The following is a 17458-nucleotide window of genomic DNA, read 5'->3' on the forward strand; positions in this document are numbered from 1 at the left end:
TTTGAGAGCATCTTCACGTATATACATTTATTTAAAATACTTTTTGGTTGTTATCTTTTTGGGTAACGCCGCACCTGCTTTGGCACAAATTGAAGAAACCGACGAAGAAACCGTAATTATGCGCGGTGCTATTTCTTTGAAAGATGTAGACAGTATCATGAAAATGTATACCTATGATCCGGTTTCAGACAAGTACTTGTACACCGTTACCAACAATGAGTACAATTTGGAATATCCTATGGTTTTAACCCGTAAAGAATACGAGGATATTTTACTGAAAGCTGCCATGCGCGAATACTATGCAAAACGATTGGCAGCAGCCGAAGACCGTTTGTCAGAAGATGAAAAGAAAGATTTATTACCGGGATATTATGTAAATTCTAAACTTTTTGAAACCATTTTTGGTGGTAATACTATTGATGTTAAGCCAAGCGGTAACGTAGAATTAGATTTGGGGGTTCGATTTACAAAGCAAGATAACCCGATTATATCGCCAAGAAACCGCCGTACGTTTGCGTTAGATTTTAACCAACGTATTAATTTAAGTTTACAAGGAAAAGTAGGAACGCGATTAAATACCGATATCAACTTTAACAATCAGTCAACGTTAGATTTTCAAAAGCAAATGCTGAAGTTAAACTATGAACCAGACGAAGATGCTATTCTTCAAGGAATCGAAGTTGGTAACGTAAGCATGCCTGTAAACAACTCATTGGTACGTGGTGCGCAAAATCTTTTTGGTATAAAAACCAAGTTGCAATTTGGTCGTACAACAATTACAGGAGTAGTTTCTAAACAAACATCAGAACGCAGAACTATTGTTGCCGAAGGTGGTGGAACGGTTCAAAACTTTGAAATGTTTGCTTTGGAATATGAGCAAAACCGAAATTTCTTTTTATCGCAATTTTTTAGATATCAGTACGATAATGCATTAAGAAATTATCCGTATATCGACAGCCGTGTGCGTATTACCCGTGTGGAAGTTTGGGTAACCAACCGTCAAAACCGTGTTGGGCAAACAAACAATAACATGCGTAATATTATCGCGCTTCAAGATTTGGGTGAGGCACGATTAAGCAACGCAAGTACCGATCGTATCATTGGGTTAGATGTAACAGCAAATCCTACATTTTTTGGAACTTCGCAAATTAATGCACCGGTTGATAATAAAAATAACCAGTTCAATCCGGGAGCAATCGGTACCAACTTTTTAAACGAAGGCATCCGTCAGATCAATACCGCACAGGCAGGTTTCAATATTCCGGTGACCGAAGGTCGCGATTACGTGAAATTAGAAAATGCCCGTAAATTAGTCGGAAACGAATTTAAGTTTCATCCACAGTTGGGATACATTACCTTACAGCAACCATTGAATAACGATGAGGTTTTGGCTGTAGCGTTTGAATATACCATTGGTGGAAAAGTTTATAAAGTTGGAGAATTTGGTACCGATGGAGTAGATGCTACCGTAATTGGTCAGGATGGAAACAATCAGGATATTCCAACAACGCAGAGCTTGGTTTTAAAAATGTTGAAGAGTACTTTGGCATCTGTAGACGAACCTGTTTGGGATTTAATGATGAAAAACATGTATAAAATTCCAAATACAAGTTTTATCGAAAAAGAGGGTTTCCGTTTAAACATCATGTACACCGATCCTTCTCCGTTAAATTATATTTCTCCGGTTGCAGGAACTACATTGCCAGCAGATGTTGCAAATACGCCGTTACTGAATGTTTTTAATTTAGATAGATTAAATTCTACCGATGATCCCCAAGCTGGTGGTGATGGTTGGTTCGATTATATTGCAAACAGCCCAACCAGTAATAATCCTTCAAATAACAATAATAGCAATCAGGGTGGTTATGGAAACAACAACTCTGCGTTACAAAATACCAATAAGTTTGAAGGTATAACGATCGACGAAGAAAACGGGCGTGTTATTTTTACAACGGTTGAACCTTTTGGGGAACACTTATTCAAGAAACTTTCTGGCGGAACAACAGAAAATTATGAAGTTGATGCAAGTTATAACCCTAACCAGAAAAAATACGTTTACAAAAATTTATACCGTAATACGTACACTAAAGCATTACAGGAAAGCGAAAAAAATAAATTTCAGTTAAAAGGAAAATCAAGCAGCGCAGCAGGCGATGGGATTCCAATTAATGGATTTAACATTGCACAGGGATCTGTTGTTGTTACGGCAGGTGGTAGAACATTGATGGAAGGTGCCGATTATACCGTTGATTACCAGCGTGCAGTGGTTCAGATTTTAGATCCGGGCTTACGAGATAGTAATACGCCTATTGAGATTTCTGTGGAAGAGAATTCGATGTTCTCTCAAAACCGCAGAAACTTTTTCGGGGTTCATGTTGATCATCAGGTAAACGATAAATTAATTTTAGGTGCCACCTATTTACGCTTAACAGAACAACCTTTAACCGTAAAATCAAACTATGGCGAAGAATCTGTAAACAACACTATTTACGGTTTCAATGCCAATTATTCTACCGATTTACCTTTCTTAACACGTTGGGTAAACAAGTTGCCAAATATCGATACCGATGTAATGTCAACCTTAACTTTTAAAGGAGAATTTGCTTATTTAAAACCGGGTGCATCTAAAATGGATCGACTTAATGGTGAAGCAACTTCTTTCATTGAAAATTTCGAAGGAACGCAAAGTAACATCGATGTATTAAATCCCACCATGTGGTTTTTATCATCGGTGCCGGTTGGTTTCGGAGAGAACTTTACCGATTTACAGTCGGGCTATCGTCGTGCAAAAATGTCGTGGTACAACATCGATCAAATTTTTTATAGTCCGTATCGTCGTCCAGACAATGTTACCGATGCCATGATTTCATCGAACAAAACCCGCCGAATCAATAAAGAAGAATTATTCCCTACCATGGATGTGGCGCAAGGTGAGTTGTTAACGGTAAATCCGTTGAACTTAACTTATTATCCTAAAGAACGTGGACCTTACAACTTTAATCCACAGTTTTTGAATGGTAACGAATTGCCAAATCCACAACAAAACTGGGCAGGTATTATGCGTTCCATTGCATCAACCAATTTTGAACAAGCGAATGTGGAATACATAGAGTTTTGGATGATGGATCCTTATACAGGAAATGCGGGCGATGTTACAAGTACTGCAAATACCGGTAAGGTTTATTTTAACTTGGGATACATTTCAGAAGATATTTTGCAGGACGGTATGAAGCAGTACGAAAACGGATTGCCAACGCCTGGAACAAACGCACCAACGATTAGTTCGGTTTGGGGTAAAGTTCCTGCATCAACCGCTTTAATTTATGCTTTTGATACCGATGCAAACAACCGTATTTATCAGGATGTAGGTTTAGACGGATTGAACGATGAGGAAGAAAAAGCCAAGTTTACGCAGTTTGCGGGCATGGCGGATCCTGCTGCAGATAATTATGAGTTTTTCCTGACTGCGCAAGGCGATATTATTTCGCGCTATAAAAATTACAATGGTTTACAAGGCAATACGCCTATTCAGTTTTCGGATACAAACAGAGGTAGTACCAATTTACCCGATGTAGAAGATATTGATAACGACAATACCATGAACACCATTAATGCGTATTATCAGTACGAAATTAATGTAAATTCAAATCCGGTAATCGGTGAAAATTATGTGGTTGACGTTCGTACAACTACCGAAAAGTTTTTAAACGGAAATACAACTCCGGTTAAATGGGTGCAGTATAAAGTGCCAATTATTGCAAGTCAGGAATATGCTGTTGGAGCCATTTCAGATTTACAGTCGGTACGTTTTATGCGTATGTTCCTTACAGGTTTCTCTGAAGAAGTAACATTGCGTTTTGCAACTTTGAATTTGGTTCGAAGCGATTGGAGAAGATACACCGATAATTTAGTAGAAGATCCAAATGTTGTAGTGCAGGGAACAAACACAGGTTTCGATGTTACTACTTTGAATATATTGAATAATTATTCGCGTACGCCTATACCTTATGTTTTGCCTCCGGGTATTAACCGTGAACGTGTAAACCAAAATAATACTATCATCAACCAAAACGAGCAGGCATTGTCTTTACGTGTGTATAAGGCAAATTCAACTGTTACTCCTGATGGTTTAGAACCTGATGATTCAAGAGCAGTATTTAAAAATGTAGGGAATATTGATATGCGTCAGTACAAAAAACTGCGTATGTTTTTACACGCTGAAGCATTAGAAAGTGCTACAGATGCTTCTAGGTTGAAAGATGATGAAATGGTAGCATTTATTCGTTTTGGTAACGATTTTACTAACAACTTCTACCAGGTGGAAATTCCATTGAAAACAACAGAATGGGGTAGAACTATTTCAGAAGAAATTTGGCCGTTAGCCAATGAAATTGAATTACAGTTAGAATTGCTTACCAAGTTGAAGCTGATGCGTAACCGTGATCAAAATCAAGATCCTAATTTTATCTATTTTAAAAACGAAGACGAACTGGCGCCGGAATTGGCAAGTAAAATCAACAAGCTGCGAATTGGTGTAAAAGGAAATCCGAACTTTGGAATGTTAAGAACCATTATGATTGGGGTTCGAAATAATACAAGAGTACTTTATCAGGATTCTCCGCAATCGCCAAGAGATATTCGCGGGGAAGTTTGGTTTAACGAACTCCGTATGTCCGATATGACCAATAAAGGCGGTTGGGCAGCTGTTGCAACTGTTGATGCTAAAGTAGCAGATTTTGCTGCGGTAACGGCAACGGTTAACAAGCAAACTATGGGCTTTGGTTCATTAGAACAAGGTCCGCAAGAACGCAGTCGTGAAGATATTTTTAACTATAATGTTACAACGGCAGTTAATGCACATCAGGTATTACCTAAAAAATGGAATTTGAATATTCCGTTTAGTTATTCTATTGCCGAAGAAAAAATTACGCCAGAATACGATCCAAACGATCCGGATGTTCGTTTAAAAACAAAAATGGACGAAGCACAAAGTGCCGATGAACGTAAACAGATTAAAGATCGTGCCATAGAATATACCAAACGTACAAGTATCAATTTTATTGGGGTAAACAAACAACGCGGACAAAACCAGAAACAACGTTTTTACGATGTAGAAAATTTAACGCTTTCACACTCGTTCAATCAGGTAGAGCAGCACAATTTTGAAGTGGAACAAATGTTAGATCAACAGGCACGTTCATCTGTAGATTATGCATACTCATTCAAACCTTGGAATATCGAACCGTTTAAAAAAGCGGAAGGTTTAAAAAAGAATCGCTATTTAAAGTTGATAACCGATTTTAATTTGAATCTTTTGCCAACAAACGTAACTTTTCATTCTGATGTATTACGTCAATACAACCAGCAGAAATACAGAATGATTGATGTTGAAGGTATCGAAATTCAACCGTTGTATCGAAGAAATTATTTCTTTAATTACAACTACGGGCTTAATTTTAACCTGACAAAAAGTTTAACTGTTAATTACACGGCATCTAACAATAATGTGGTTCGTAATTTTATGGATGAAAACCGTTTTGTAGATAATTCTCTAGGAATATGGGATGGTTATTTTGATCAAGGTACGCCTAATATGCGCATGCAAACGTTACAGTTAAACTATAAATTACCTTTTGATAAATTGCCTTTCTTGTCGTTCATCAACAGTGATTATTCATATACTGGCGATTACAGCTGGCAACGTGCAACCGATGCTTTTTCAAGTGTTGACTACGAAGGTGTAAATTACCAGTTGGGTAACACCATTCAAAATGCAAACAGACATAGTTTAAATACCAACATACAGATGGATGTGCTGTATAAATATTTAGGCTTGGTAACAAGTAAACAAAATCCTAAAAAAGCTGCAGCATCTCTTTCTCAAAAACCAAAACCTGGAGAGAAAGTAGAACGCAATAAAGAGTTGACCGATAAAGAGAAAAAAGAGCAAGAAGAAAAAGGTTCGGCTGCTTTAGATGCCCTTATTAATGTAGTTACCATGGTTAAGAACGCAAGTGTAACTTACGAAGAATCTAATGGTACGGTATTGCCAGGTTATTTGGGTGGTTTAGGATTTTTCGGAACATCGCGTCCTACATTGGGTTATGTGTTTGGTTCGCAAGAAGATGTTCGTTACGATGCCGCTCGTAAAGGTTGGTTAACTTACTATCCAGAATTTAACCAAGAGTTCAGCCGTATGCATACTCAAAATTTATCGTTCAGAGCCGAAGCTCGTCCTGTGACTGATTTAACTCTTACGATTGATGCCAGAAAGCAATATAGTTCAAACATGTCTGAACAATATGATGTGGTAGACGGGATGTATAATTCGCGTTCGCCTTACGAATACGGAATGTTTCAAACATCAAACATCATGATCGGAACTGCATTTGGTAGAAGCGATGTTAACGGATCGGCTGCTTTTGAACAATTTAAAGCAAATAGAATAGTAGTAGCAAATCGTTTAGCTGCAGCACGCGGTATTGATTTATCAGATCCTGCAAATATCGATGAATATGGTTATCCGGTTGGCTACAGTAGAACCAATCAAGAAGTATTAATGCCTTCGTTCCTGGCGGCATATTCGGGTAGAGATATATCAAAACAAGACAACGGCTTTTTAAGAAGTATTCCGTTGCCAAACTGGGAATTAAGGTATAACGGACTGGCTAAATTGGGCTGGTTTAAAAATACTTTTACAAGGGTTACTTTATCGCATAAATATACTTCAGGTTATGCTGTAAACAATTTCCAAACAAATTATGAGTATCTGGAAAACCCAAATGTATTGAATGCTGGGGGTAATTATCCTACTAAAAATGTAGTTAGTAATATTACTATGACAGAAGAATTTAGACCATTGATGCGAATTGATTTCTTAACAAAGTCGGGTCTCGATTTTGGTTTCGGAATAAATAAAGACAGAATGTTGTCTATGAGTTTTGATAATAACTTGTTAACCGAAGTTCAAGGTAGCGAATACAACTTTAAGTTAGGTTTTATTATTAAAGATGTTGGTTTTACCACTAATTTTGAAGGTGTTGCTAATGGAGGTAGAATTATAAGCGATATGCGTTTTGTAACCGAATTTTCATGGCGCCGCAACCAAACACTTATTCGTTATTTAGATTATAACAACAACCAGATTGGGGCAGGGCAGGATATTAAAAACATTAAGGTAAGTGCCGAATATGATTTTAGTAAGAATTTTACCGCACGTTTTTATTACGAACATATGTTTAGTAAAGCGGTAATTTCAACCATGTATCCAATTACAAACTTGCGTTCGGGAATTACTTTACGATATAATTTCGGAAATTAAACATTAAAAATTTTTCAATCATCAATAAAGTTATACATTTGCTTTTAAAATAATAAACAATGAATATACCAGCTAATTTAAAGTATACAAAAGACCACGAGTGGGTTAGTTTAGAAGGCGACATTGCAACGGTTGGAATTACCGATTTTGCACAGAAAGAATTAGGAGATATCGTTTATGTGGAAGTGGAAACGCTTGACCAAACGTTAGATCAGGATGAGGTTTTTGGAACGGTAGAAGCCGTAAAAACAGTATCTGATTTGTTTTTACCTGTTTCTGGCGAAGTGGTAGAATTTAACGAAAACCTGGAAACAGAACCAGAATTGGTAAATACCGATCCTTATGCTGCAGGTTGGATGATTAAAGTAAAAGTTGCCGATACTGCACAGGTTGATGCTTTATTAACAGCTGATCAATATAAAGAATTAATAGGTGCATAATAAAAAGCTTATTGCCATAAGCTGGAATGTTTTAATATTGATTTTCTGTTTGATAAATTTATCAAACATCAACGAAGTTCAAAAAATACGCATTCCAAATTTAGATAAAGTTGTTCATTTTATATTTTACACAACATCGTCTTTTTTATGGTCTTGGGCGTTGCTGAATAAAAAAGCATCCACCTTTAAATTAAATCTTACCTTAATTGTTTTTGGTTTGATTTTATTTGGATTGATGGTCGAGTTTTTACAGGATATACTGCCAACACAGCGTTCGTTTGAATGGTTGGATGTGCTTTGTAACACCTTGGGCGTTTTATTCGGAACCACCGTTTATTTAATATATACAAAATTTAAACCTCACAATTCGTGAGGTTTTTTTATTTTAGTAACATGAAGAATGTAAACGATTTTTTAGACGCCACCTATCTTAAAACACCTGAACAAGCAAATATTTCTAAATTAGAAAATGATGCCGTTGTACAAGAGTTGTTGCAAAATGCTGTAAAAAACAAATACAAATGTGTAATGATTCGTCCGGAATATGTTGCAACTGCTAAACAGTATTTGGTTAAAAATAAAAGCAAGATTTTGGTGGGAACAGTTATCGATTTTCCCGAAGGAACAGCCAATTTACAAGAAAAATTATCACAAGCACAATTGGCTATTGATAACGGTGCAGATGATCTGGATTTTGTAATAGATTATCAGGCGTTTAAAAATGGAGAGCTTGCTTTGGTTCAAAATCAGGTGAAAGAATGTACTCTATTGGGTTTGCAACATCACAAAACCGTAAAATGGATTATTGAAACCGCAGCATTATCAAACAAAGAAATTATTCAGATTACCGCTTTAGTCAAAAACGTGGTGATTCGAAATTTTAAAGAAACCGATTACGCAAACGTGTTCGTTAAATCATCTACAGGTTTTTATAAAACAAAAGATAATCAACCAAACGGAGCAACACCCAATGCAATTACTTTGATGTTGGAAAATGCTACGCCGTTATCTGTAAAAGCATCGGGCGGAATAAAAACCTTGGTAGAAGTTTTGTTTTATTTGGAAATGGGCGTAAAGCGTATTGGTACTTCTGCACAAAACGAAATTATTGCTGAAACCGAACTGTTGTAAACCTTTTTTCGGTTTTGTTTAACACTTTAAAAGCGTAAATAGTTAGTTTTAAGATTTTTTTTAAAGTATATTTGCAAACCAAATTTCATCAGCAAACAAGTCATTTTGGAAACACCTTCATCAACAATAAAAGTTTCAGCGCTATCAGAATTTAAAAGCATGACCAAGGTAGGTTTAGCCATTAGCGTGGTTTTTTCTACTTTGGCAGGATATCTGCTGGCGGTAGAAGACTGGCAGCAGATCGATTTTATGAAACTGATGATGCTTGCGGTGGGTGGATATTGTATGGTGGGTGCATCAAACGCATTTAATCAGATCATAGAAAAAGATTTGGATGCTAAAATGGATCGTACTAAAAACCGTCCAATTTCATCGGGGCGCGTTTCAAAAAATACCGCATTTATTTTAGCTTCGGCATTAACTGTGGTCGGACTGTTGATTCTTTACATTGTAAGTCCAAAAACGGCAATGTTCGGCGCTATTTCTATCTTTTTATATACAAGCGTTTACACACCTTTAAAACCGTTAACACCATTGGCTGTCTTCGTAGGTGCTTTTCCCGGAGCCATTCCTTTTATGTTGGGTTGGGTGGCACATACCGATCAGTTTGGTATCGAAGCCGGGACACTTTTCCTGATTCAGTTTTTTTGGCAGTTTCCTCATTTCTGGGCATTGGGTTGGTTCTTATTTAACGACTATCAAAAAGGAGGATTCTATTTATTGCCAACGCGTAAAAAAGACAAGAAAACAGCATTACAGGTTATTTTGTACTGTGTTTGGTTGATCATTGCGTCGTTATTACCGGCAACAGGTTATACCGGCAGATTGTATTTATCGCCAGTTGCAGCAGTATTGGTATTGGTAGCAGGTTTGTGGATGTTGTATGGTGGCGTGCAGTTGTATAGAAAACAGACCGATAAATCGGCAAAAACATTAATGTTGATAAGCGTAACATATATTACTTTAATTCAGATAATTTTTATTTTAGATAAATTCCTGCGATAATGAATATTGAAGAGGTTAACAGAGAACAAATGCAAAAAGCAAAGGCTTACAAAACCATGCTTATTTTTGCAATGGGAAGTATCGTAATGATCTTTGCGGGCTTAACAAGTGCTTATGTAATCAGTAAAAACCGTCCGGACTGGTTAAAAGATTTCGATTTGCCACAGGCTTTTTTATGGAGTACTTTGGTAATTGTTTTAAGCAGTGTTACATTTCACATAGCTAAAAAAGCTATCGAAAAAAACAACCGATCTTTAACAAGTGCCATGTTGGGTGCCACGTTGATTTTAGGTCTTGCGTTCGTAGCATTACAGTTTCAAGGATTCAATCAGGTAATCGAAGCAGGATATTTTTTCACGGGTAGTCAAAGTACCATAACAACATCATTTTTATATGTGGTGGTTTTAGTACACATTGCCCATTTGGCAGGCGGATTAATTTCATTATTAATTGTAATTTATAATCATTATAAACAAAAATATAATGCATCTCAAACCCTTGGAATTGAGTTAAGTGTGATGTTTTGGCACTTTTTAGGTTTCTTGTGGTTGTATTTGTTTTTATTTTTTACTTTTTACAAATAGTCTTTTTACTTTTCTTTAAAAGAAAAAAGATGTAAATTTGGGAACTTTTTAACACTTAAACTTTTTATGGGAGCGACAGTTACTACAGCAGCGACTAAAGAAAAAATCTGGGAAGGTGGGGAAGATATTCATCCTCTTGGAGCGAGCTATGGGAAAATGATGATGTGGTTTTTTATCTTGTCAGATTCATTAACTTTTGCAGGATTTCTTGCTGCGTATGGATTTACAAGATTTAAATTTATGGACTCTTGGCCAATTGCCGATGAGGTTTTTAATCACTTTCCGTTTATGCATGGTGTAGATGCACCAATGTATTACGTAGCATTAATGACATTTATCTTGATCTTTTCATCGGTAACGATGGTATTGGCGGTAGACGCTGGTCATCAGATGAAGAAAAAGAAAGTGGCAACTTATATGTTATTAACCATTGTTGGTGGTCTTGTTTTCGTTGGATCACAGGCATGGGAGTGGAAAAACTTTATTACAGGTACTTACGGTGCTGTTGAAACAAGAGGTGGTGAAATACTGCAGTTTGTTGATAAAGACGGTAAACGTTTGGCGTTGGCAGATTTTGCTGATACTACAATGGCAAGAGAAGATGCTGCTTTAACAAAAAACAAAGGTGTTTGGGGAATGTCAGGCGGTAGCAATACTTCTGTTTCTTTAAGTCAGGTAAAAGCCGGATTAGAAAAAAATCCAGATGTTTTAATCAGAACACAACATACTGTTCCTGGTAACAAACACGAGAAAATAACTTTAAACCGTGAACAAACTTTAAAGCGTGCAAACGATTTTAAATTTGTGGTAGAAGGTGCAAACTTGGTTCGTAACGAATACGGTCACAAAAGTTTCGGAGATTTATTCTTCTTCATTACAGGTTTCCACGGATTCCACGTTTCTGTAGGTGTGTTGTTAAACATCATTATTTTCTTTAATGTGTTGTTAGGTACTTACGAAAAAAGAAGAACTTACGAAATGGTTGAAAAAGTTGGATTATATTGGCACTTTGTAGATTTAGTATGGGTGTTTGTATTTACATTCTTCTATTTAGTATAATCTATTAAAAATTAAAAAAATGGGAGCACACGCATCAAATACAAAAAGAATTTGGCAGGTATTCATTTATTTATCTGTACTTACTATAGTTGAAGTTATCTTGGGTATTTTAAAACCAGATGCTTTATTTCATAACGAATTATTTAGCTTAAGTTACTTAAACTGGATATTCATCATCTTAACAATCGTAAAAGCTTACTACATTATGTGGGCGTTTATGCACCTAGAAGGCGAAAAATCATCATTCCGCTGGTCAATTGTAGCACCAATGGTATTCTTAATAGCTTACCTTGTTTGTTTGTTGTTAATTGAAGGAGAATATATTCACGATGTATTTAAAACATCATCAATGAGATGGATATTTTAATCCATAAATAAGAGTTAAAAAGGCGGTAATTACACCGCCTTTTTTTATTTTTGTAAAAACTTTTTATAATGAAAAAAGTACTTCTTTTGGTCGCTCTTTTTGTAGTGCCCGTTGTTGCTTACCTATTTTTTGCCTCAGGTGTAAACTCTTTTATAAAACTACCTGTTGTTACAGAAAAAATCCCTGAACTTTCTGCAAGCTGGGAACCACTTTCGGGAAATCCTGTTGAAATGAAAAATAAAATTACCATTTTAGGTTTTGCAGGAAACGATATTAAATATGTCGAAGGAAACATAACCAACCTAGCTCATAAAATTTACGATAAAAATAAAGACTTTGTCGATTTTCAGGTGATTATGATTGCACCGAAAGGAACCGAAGAAGAGATCAATAAATTGGATCAGCAGTTAAGTGTTAATATCGATTTAAAACATTGGCATTACGTAATGGCAACTGAAAACGAAATTCAAGAGTACTTTAAAAAATTGAATTTAGTTGGTGGATTAGATTCAAAATTTGGTACATCAAACGTATATATTATCGATAAAGAACTAAATCTTCGCGGTAGAAAAGGCAAGAACAAAAAAGGAGAAGACGAGTATCGTGAAGGATACAACACCATTTCTGCAGCCGACCTGCATAACGAAATGTCAGACGATGTAAAGGTAATTCTGGCAGAATATCGTTTGGCACTTAAGAAAAACAACAATAAAGACAACATAACAAATTAGTAATGAAAAAAAATTATTCATACATCTGGATTTCGCTGATCGTTTTGATTTTCGGAATCTATTTTGTTCCAAAAATTGTAGCTCGTTTTAAAACTGCTTCGGTAGTAGAAAGCGATCGTTTAAATGTAGCGAACCGCAGAGAACTGAAAGAAATTGGTAAAGCACCTGCTTTTTCGTTTACTAATCAAGATAATAAAACCATTACAAATGCCGATTATGAAGGAAAAGTTCATTTGGTTGAATTTTTCTTCAGTACATGTCCTACAATTTGTCCTGTAATGAATGAAAACATGGTCAAACTTCAAGGCGAATTTGGTAAAGACGATCGTTTTGCAATTGCGTCTATCACGATCGATCCTGAAACCGATACACCAGAACATCTAAAAGAACATGCGAAATTTTTAAAGGTAACTATGAAAAACTGGCATTTTTTAACAGGGTCTGAAGATGCTATTTTCGCTCTTGCTAAAAAATTCAATATGTATGTTGGTAAAAACGATGATGCTCCGGGTGGTTTTGAACATTCAGGCTTATTTGCTTTGATCGATAAAAAAGGAAAAATCCGTTCACGTAATATGGAAAACATGGATTATCCGATTATATATTACGATGGAACTACAGAAGAAGGTGTGCAAATGCTTCGCGAAGATATTCAACAATTAATTAAAGAATAATGGATCATATACAAACTGAAAAAAAATACAGTATCTGGATTTGGATTTTATCAATAGCAATACCGGTTGTTGTTGCCATATTATTTAGTGTAAACCTGCACGATTTAGGTTACGATGTTAAACCTCTTTCGTTTCTACCTCCAATTTACGCTACAATTAACGGTTTAACGGCAATATTGTTGTTCTCGGCAGTTAGGGCAATTAAAAAAGGAAATCAGGCGTTACACGAACGATTAATTAAGATTTGTATTGCATGTTCGGTAGCCTTTTTAGCTATGTATGTTGCATATCACATGACATCGGTTGAAACAAAATTTGGTGGAGAAGGTGCAGTTCGTTACATCTACTTTTTTATATTGATAACCCATATTTTATTATCAATTATCATTATTCCGTTTGTATTGGTAACATTTGTTCGCGGAATTTCGGGTTCGTACCAACGTCATAAAAAACTGGCGCGCATTACGTATCCAATGTGGCTGTATGTAGCTGTAACTGGCGTTATTGTTTATTTAATGATCTCTCCTTACTATGTTCACTAAAAAAACATACTATCTATTTTCTATTTTCTTTCTTCTATTTTCTATTGAAGGATTCGCTCAATGTGCCATGTGTCGTGCGGCGTTAGAAACCGAAGAAACCGGAATGCAGGCTGGAGCCGTAAACGATGGAATTGTCTATTTAATGGCATTTCCCTATTTATTGTTGCTGGTTGGCGGAATTGTTATTTTCCGAATCATGAAAGGTAAAAAGAAGAATAAAGTTTAGCTTGATGATTTATATTTTAAATATTGAAACAGCTACAAAAAACTGTTCGGTAAGTTTAAGTAAAAACGGACAAACTTTTGCAATTAAAGAGGTGAGCGAAGAGCAATTTAGCCATGCCGAAAAATTGCATTTATTTATAAAGGAAGTTTTAGCAACAGAAAATATTTCATTAGAAAATTTAAACGCTGTCGCTGTAAGCAAAGGTCCGGGATCTTACACAGGCTTGCGAATTGGTGTTTCGGCTGCAAAAGGTCTTTGTTATGCTTTAAATATTCCTTTAATTGCAGTTGATACATTGGCTGTTTTAGCTGAAAAGGTTTCGATTAATTCAGGAATCATAATCCCAATGATTGATGCCAGAAGAATGGAAGTTTTTACTCAAATGTTTGATAAAGATTATGCACCTTTATCAGTTGCCGAAGCTCTAATCGTTGATGAAACTGCTTTTGCTGATATAACGGAATATATTCATTTAATAGGTGACGGAGCCTTGAAATGTAAAATTGTTTTAACAGACAATAAATTTATTTATCATGAAGATGTTGTCTATCCGTCGGCAAATGAAATGAGTAGAATATCATATAAAAAATATGTAGAAAACACTTTTGAAGACGTTGCCTATTTTGAGCCGTATTATTTAAAAGATTTTATGCTTACCACAAAAAAATAAAAGACTCCAATTTGGAGTCTTTTTGTTACTAGATAGTCGCTAAGAAATTTCCTAACTTAATCATATCGCTATCGTTTTCTTTAATTTTATTTTCCTTGTAAAAAGCTTTAATCGCATCACTTTTACCCGGAATAATTTTCTCTAAAGATTTTTGCTTACCATCAAATTCAAATGTTTGGTTATTGTAAGTTATAAAGTAAACTTCTTCATTTGGTTTATATTCCGCCTGTGTGTCTTTGTCGTAGCTGTTAGATGCTTTTGAAGCAGGAATTAATTTAATGCTTTGGAATTTCGATATTTTTATGTTATTGTTAGAAACAAGTACTTTATGATAGCGATCTACAGATGTACCTTTTAAATCATATACAAATAATTCGTAAACGCTGCCATCTTGAAAAGTAAAATGTGCGTTTTTTTCTTTGATTAAATCTAACATGTCAGTGCCATTTTTATACTCCATTATATCGCTGTAGGCATTATAACGTATTAAAAAATTCTGATCTCCTTTGTTAACTCTTGCATTTTGATATCTATCAATGTAATATCTTGAACCAGCTGCTTCTGTTTCTTTGAAATCGGCACTTTTTCTAAAAGATAGAGTTCCACCACTACTACCTAAGTTTACTTGTGCGTTAGAGGTTATAGAAAATATTCCAATTGAAAAGATTAAAATTATTTTTTTCATTTTTACTTTATAAAATTTGTTGTTACTTAAATATTGTTAATGTGATTTGTTGCTAATCTGCAACTATTTATATTACAGATTTGAAATTTTTTATCTTGACTTTTATAGTCATTTAAAATAGGTATATTTAGTGAATTGTCTAAAACTATTTTAAACGCACTTTTTTGATTAATTATTGTTAATTCTTCTCTTGAAACACCTTTTAAAACAATGTATTCAAAATCATCTTTAAAGATTAAGTTGTTTGTTAACCATTCTGAATACGCACTTCCATAATTAATCTGACCTAAAATTCGAGTGGTCATTTCTTTTGATAACTGCATGAAATAATCGTTTTTAAATAGAAAACCTACATAAAATAGATTTTTTGCCATTACTGCATTTGCAGAAGGTATTACATTGTCTTCAATTTCAAAAACTGTACCAATTGTTTCATTTTCAGAAGATTTAAAGAAACCTTGTTTAGTGTCAAAGAATAAATCTAGTGCTTGAAAAGTAAGATTTTGTGCAAATTTTAAATGCTGCAAATCTTGCGTTTCATTGAATAATTCTAAAAAAGATTTAATTGTAAAAGCGTAATCTTCTAAATTTCCTGAAATGTAATTTTGGTTGTTTTTATAAACGTGTCCTAAATTATCATTTTTATATACTTTAAACTGTAAAAATGTTGTTAAATTTTCAATTGCAGTATTTAATTCTGTTGAATAAATAATTTTTCGGGCACTTAAAAATCCGCTTAAAAGTTGCGCATTCCATGAGATAATTATTTTATCATCAAGCAATGGTTTTGTTCGCTGTTCACGATTTTTCAAAAGAAGATTCTCCCAATTTGCTTTTAGAATTTTAAGTTGATCTACATCGAAATTATGCTTTTTTGCAATGGTTTTTAAATCATCTTTCTGAAATAAAACATACGCATTTGCTTCTTCCCAAAATCCATCGGAATTAATTGAAAATACATCAACAAATAACTTCCATTCATCTTTGCTGATTAATTGTTCAAGTTCAGTTTTCGTCCAAAAATAATACGCACCTTCTTCTAATTTGTTGTTGCTGTTTAAACTGTCGGCATCGTAAGCGGTATAAAATCCACTAGAAGAATCCTGCCAATTATTCAATATAAAGCTAACGGTTTTTTCAACAACTTCTTTAAAAAGTTCATTTTTAGTAGCGATGTAAGCATTACTGTAAGTGACTAAAAGTTGTGCATTGTCGTACAACATCTTCTCGAAATGCGGAATATGCCATTTGTGATCTACGCTGTATCTTGAAAATCCGCCTTCAACAACATCAAACAAGCCGCCGTAAGCCATTTTAGTAAGCGTTAATTCTACATAATTGGTTAAAAAAGTATCCTTGTTAATTAAACCATATTGATAAAGGAAATTTAAATTGGTGGTCATCATGAATTTTGGTGCGCGTTGGTATCCTCCCAATTCCAAATCAAAACTTTTTTTCCAATTCTCAAGCAGTGGCTCAAGGTTGAAATCTGTTGTTTCTTTAGGATAAATCTCTAATGTATTATTCGCTAACGATATTCCGTTTTGAAGTTTCTCTGCATAATCATACATCTTTTCAGGCTCTTCTTCAAACAATACATTCAATTGCTGCAAAATATCGATCCATTGACTTTTTGGAACATACGTTGCACCCCAAAGCGGCAATCCGTTAGGTAAAGCCACTATGTTTAGCGGCCAGCCACCTTGTTTAGTCATTAACTGCAAAGCCTGCATGTAATATGCGTCAACAGCCGGTAATTCTTCCCGATCGATCTTAAAACTGGTAAAATAAGCATTCATGACAGCCGCGACTTCATCATTTTCAAAACACTCTTTTTCCATAACATGACACCAGTGGCAGGCTGCGTAACCAATACTTATAATAAGCAACTTGTTTTTGCTTTCTGCTTCTTGAATATTTTCATTGTTCCAAGGTTGCCAATACACCGGATTTTCTGCGTGCTGAAGCAAATAAGGAGAGTACGAATTGATTAACTGATTGCGCATAGAACTATTTTAGAAAT

Annotated in this window: 16 protein-coding genes; 13 read left to right on the forward strand and 3 right to left on the reverse strand. The window is 35.0% G+C overall.

Annotation, left to right across the window (positions count from 1 at the left end):
• Position 1 precedes the first annotated feature (1 nt).
• From sov to deoC, 4 genes are read left to right on the forward strand one after another with little or no spacing between them, the layout of a single operon-like run.
• A complete protein-coding gene (sov, locus tag F0460_RS01635; RefSeq protein WP_223810743.1) occupies positions 2 to 7321 on the forward strand; it encodes a T9SS outer membrane translocon Sov/SprA in 7320 nt (2439 codons plus the stop codon).
• A 59-nt stretch (positions 7322 to 7380) separates the two neighbouring features.
• Positions 7381 to 7761 (forward strand): glycine cleavage system protein GcvH, encoded by a 381-nt coding sequence (gcvH, locus tag F0460_RS01640; protein ID WP_150009606.1) that lies wholly within the window; start codon positions 7381 to 7383, stop codon positions 7759 to 7761.
• Positions 7754 to 8134, forward strand: a complete 381-nt coding sequence (locus F0460_RS01645; RefSeq protein ID WP_150009608.1) for a VanZ family protein — start codon at positions 7754 to 7756, stop codon at positions 8132 to 8134. Before gcvH ends, F0460_RS01645 begins: the two co-directional genes overlap by 8 nt.
• A gap of 20 nt (positions 8135 to 8154) precedes the next feature.
• Positions 8155 to 8892 (forward strand): deoxyribose-phosphate aldolase, encoded by a 738-nt coding sequence (deoC, locus tag F0460_RS01650; protein WP_150009610.1) that lies wholly within the window; start codon positions 8155 to 8157, stop codon positions 8890 to 8892.
• A 26-nt stretch (positions 8893 to 8918) separates the two neighbouring features.
• Here deoC and F0460_RS16085 read toward each other — a convergent pair whose 3' ends face one another.
• Positions 8919 to 9074 (reverse strand): hypothetical protein, encoded by a 156-nt coding sequence (locus F0460_RS16085; RefSeq protein ID WP_190304063.1) that lies wholly within the window; start codon positions 9072 to 9074, stop codon positions 8919 to 8921.
• On the opposite strand from F0460_RS16085, the gene cyoE reads away from it, so the two are divergent.
• The 9 genes from cyoE (at position 9052) to tsaB (ending at position 14750) form a co-directional block, all read left to right on the forward strand.
• A complete protein-coding gene (gene cyoE / locus F0460_RS01655) occupies positions 9052 to 9897 on the forward strand; it encodes a heme o synthase (RefSeq protein ID WP_150009612.1) in 846 nt (281 codons plus the stop codon). The genes F0460_RS16085 and cyoE overlap by 23 nt on opposite strands.
• A complete protein-coding gene (locus F0460_RS01660) occupies positions 9897 to 10481 on the forward strand; it encodes a cytochrome c oxidase subunit 3 (protein WP_150009614.1) in 585 nt (194 codons plus the stop codon). The genes cyoE and F0460_RS01660 overlap by 1 nt, the downstream gene beginning before the upstream one ends.
• A gap of 66 nt (positions 10482 to 10547) precedes the next feature.
• Positions 10548 to 11540: a cytochrome c oxidase subunit 3 gene (locus F0460_RS01665; RefSeq protein WP_150009616.1), complete on the forward strand. Its 993-nt coding sequence runs from the start codon at positions 10548 to 10550 to the stop codon at positions 11538 to 11540.
• Between the two features lie 19 nt (positions 11541 to 11559).
• Positions 11560 to 11907 (forward strand): cytochrome C oxidase subunit IV family protein, encoded by a 348-nt coding sequence (locus tag F0460_RS01670; RefSeq protein ID WP_150009618.1) that lies wholly within the window; start codon positions 11560 to 11562, stop codon positions 11905 to 11907.
• A 68-nt stretch (positions 11908 to 11975) separates the two neighbouring features.
• A complete protein-coding gene (locus F0460_RS01675) occupies positions 11976 to 12638 on the forward strand; it encodes a hypothetical protein (RefSeq protein ID WP_150009620.1) in 663 nt (220 codons plus the stop codon).
• Between the two features lie 2 nt (positions 12639 to 12640).
• Entirely contained in the window at positions 12641 to 13312 is a 672-nt protein-coding gene (locus F0460_RS01680; RefSeq protein ID WP_150009622.1) for an SCO family protein, read from the forward strand.
• A complete protein-coding gene (locus tag F0460_RS01685; protein WP_150009624.1) occupies positions 13312 to 13854 on the forward strand; it encodes a DUF420 domain-containing protein in 543 nt (180 codons plus the stop codon). Before F0460_RS01680 ends, F0460_RS01685 begins: the two co-directional genes overlap by 1 nt.
• Positions 13844 to 14080, forward strand: coding sequence for a hypothetical protein (locus F0460_RS01690; protein ID WP_190304064.1), 237 nt, complete (start codon positions 13844 to 13846; stop codon positions 14078 to 14080). Before F0460_RS01685 ends, F0460_RS01690 begins: the two co-directional genes overlap by 11 nt.
• Before the next feature lie 4 nt (positions 14081 to 14084).
• Complete coding sequence (gene tsaB, locus F0460_RS01695; RefSeq protein WP_150009626.1) at positions 14085 to 14750, forward strand: tRNA (adenosine(37)-N6)-threonylcarbamoyltransferase complex dimerization subunit type 1 TsaB; 666 nt, start codon at positions 14085 to 14087, stop codon at positions 14748 to 14750.
• 28 nt (positions 14751 to 14778) lie between these two features.
• On the opposite strand, the gene F0460_RS01700 is transcribed toward tsaB, so the two are convergent.
• On the reverse strand, positions 14779 to 15435 hold the full coding sequence (locus F0460_RS01700; protein WP_150009628.1) for a hypothetical protein: 657 nt from the start codon (positions 15433 to 15435) through the stop codon (positions 14779 to 14781).
• 26 nt (positions 15436 to 15461) lie between these two features.
• A complete protein-coding gene (locus F0460_RS01705; RefSeq protein ID WP_150009630.1) occupies positions 15462 to 17441 on the reverse strand; it encodes a thioredoxin domain-containing protein in 1980 nt (659 codons plus the stop codon).
• Positions 17442 to 17458 lie beyond the last annotated feature (17 nt).

Origin of the sequence: Paenimyroides baculatum (assembly GCF_008629655.1) — a bacterium.
Lineage (GTDB): Bacteria > Bacteroidota > Bacteroidia > Flavobacteriales > Flavobacteriaceae > Flavobacterium > Flavobacterium baculatum.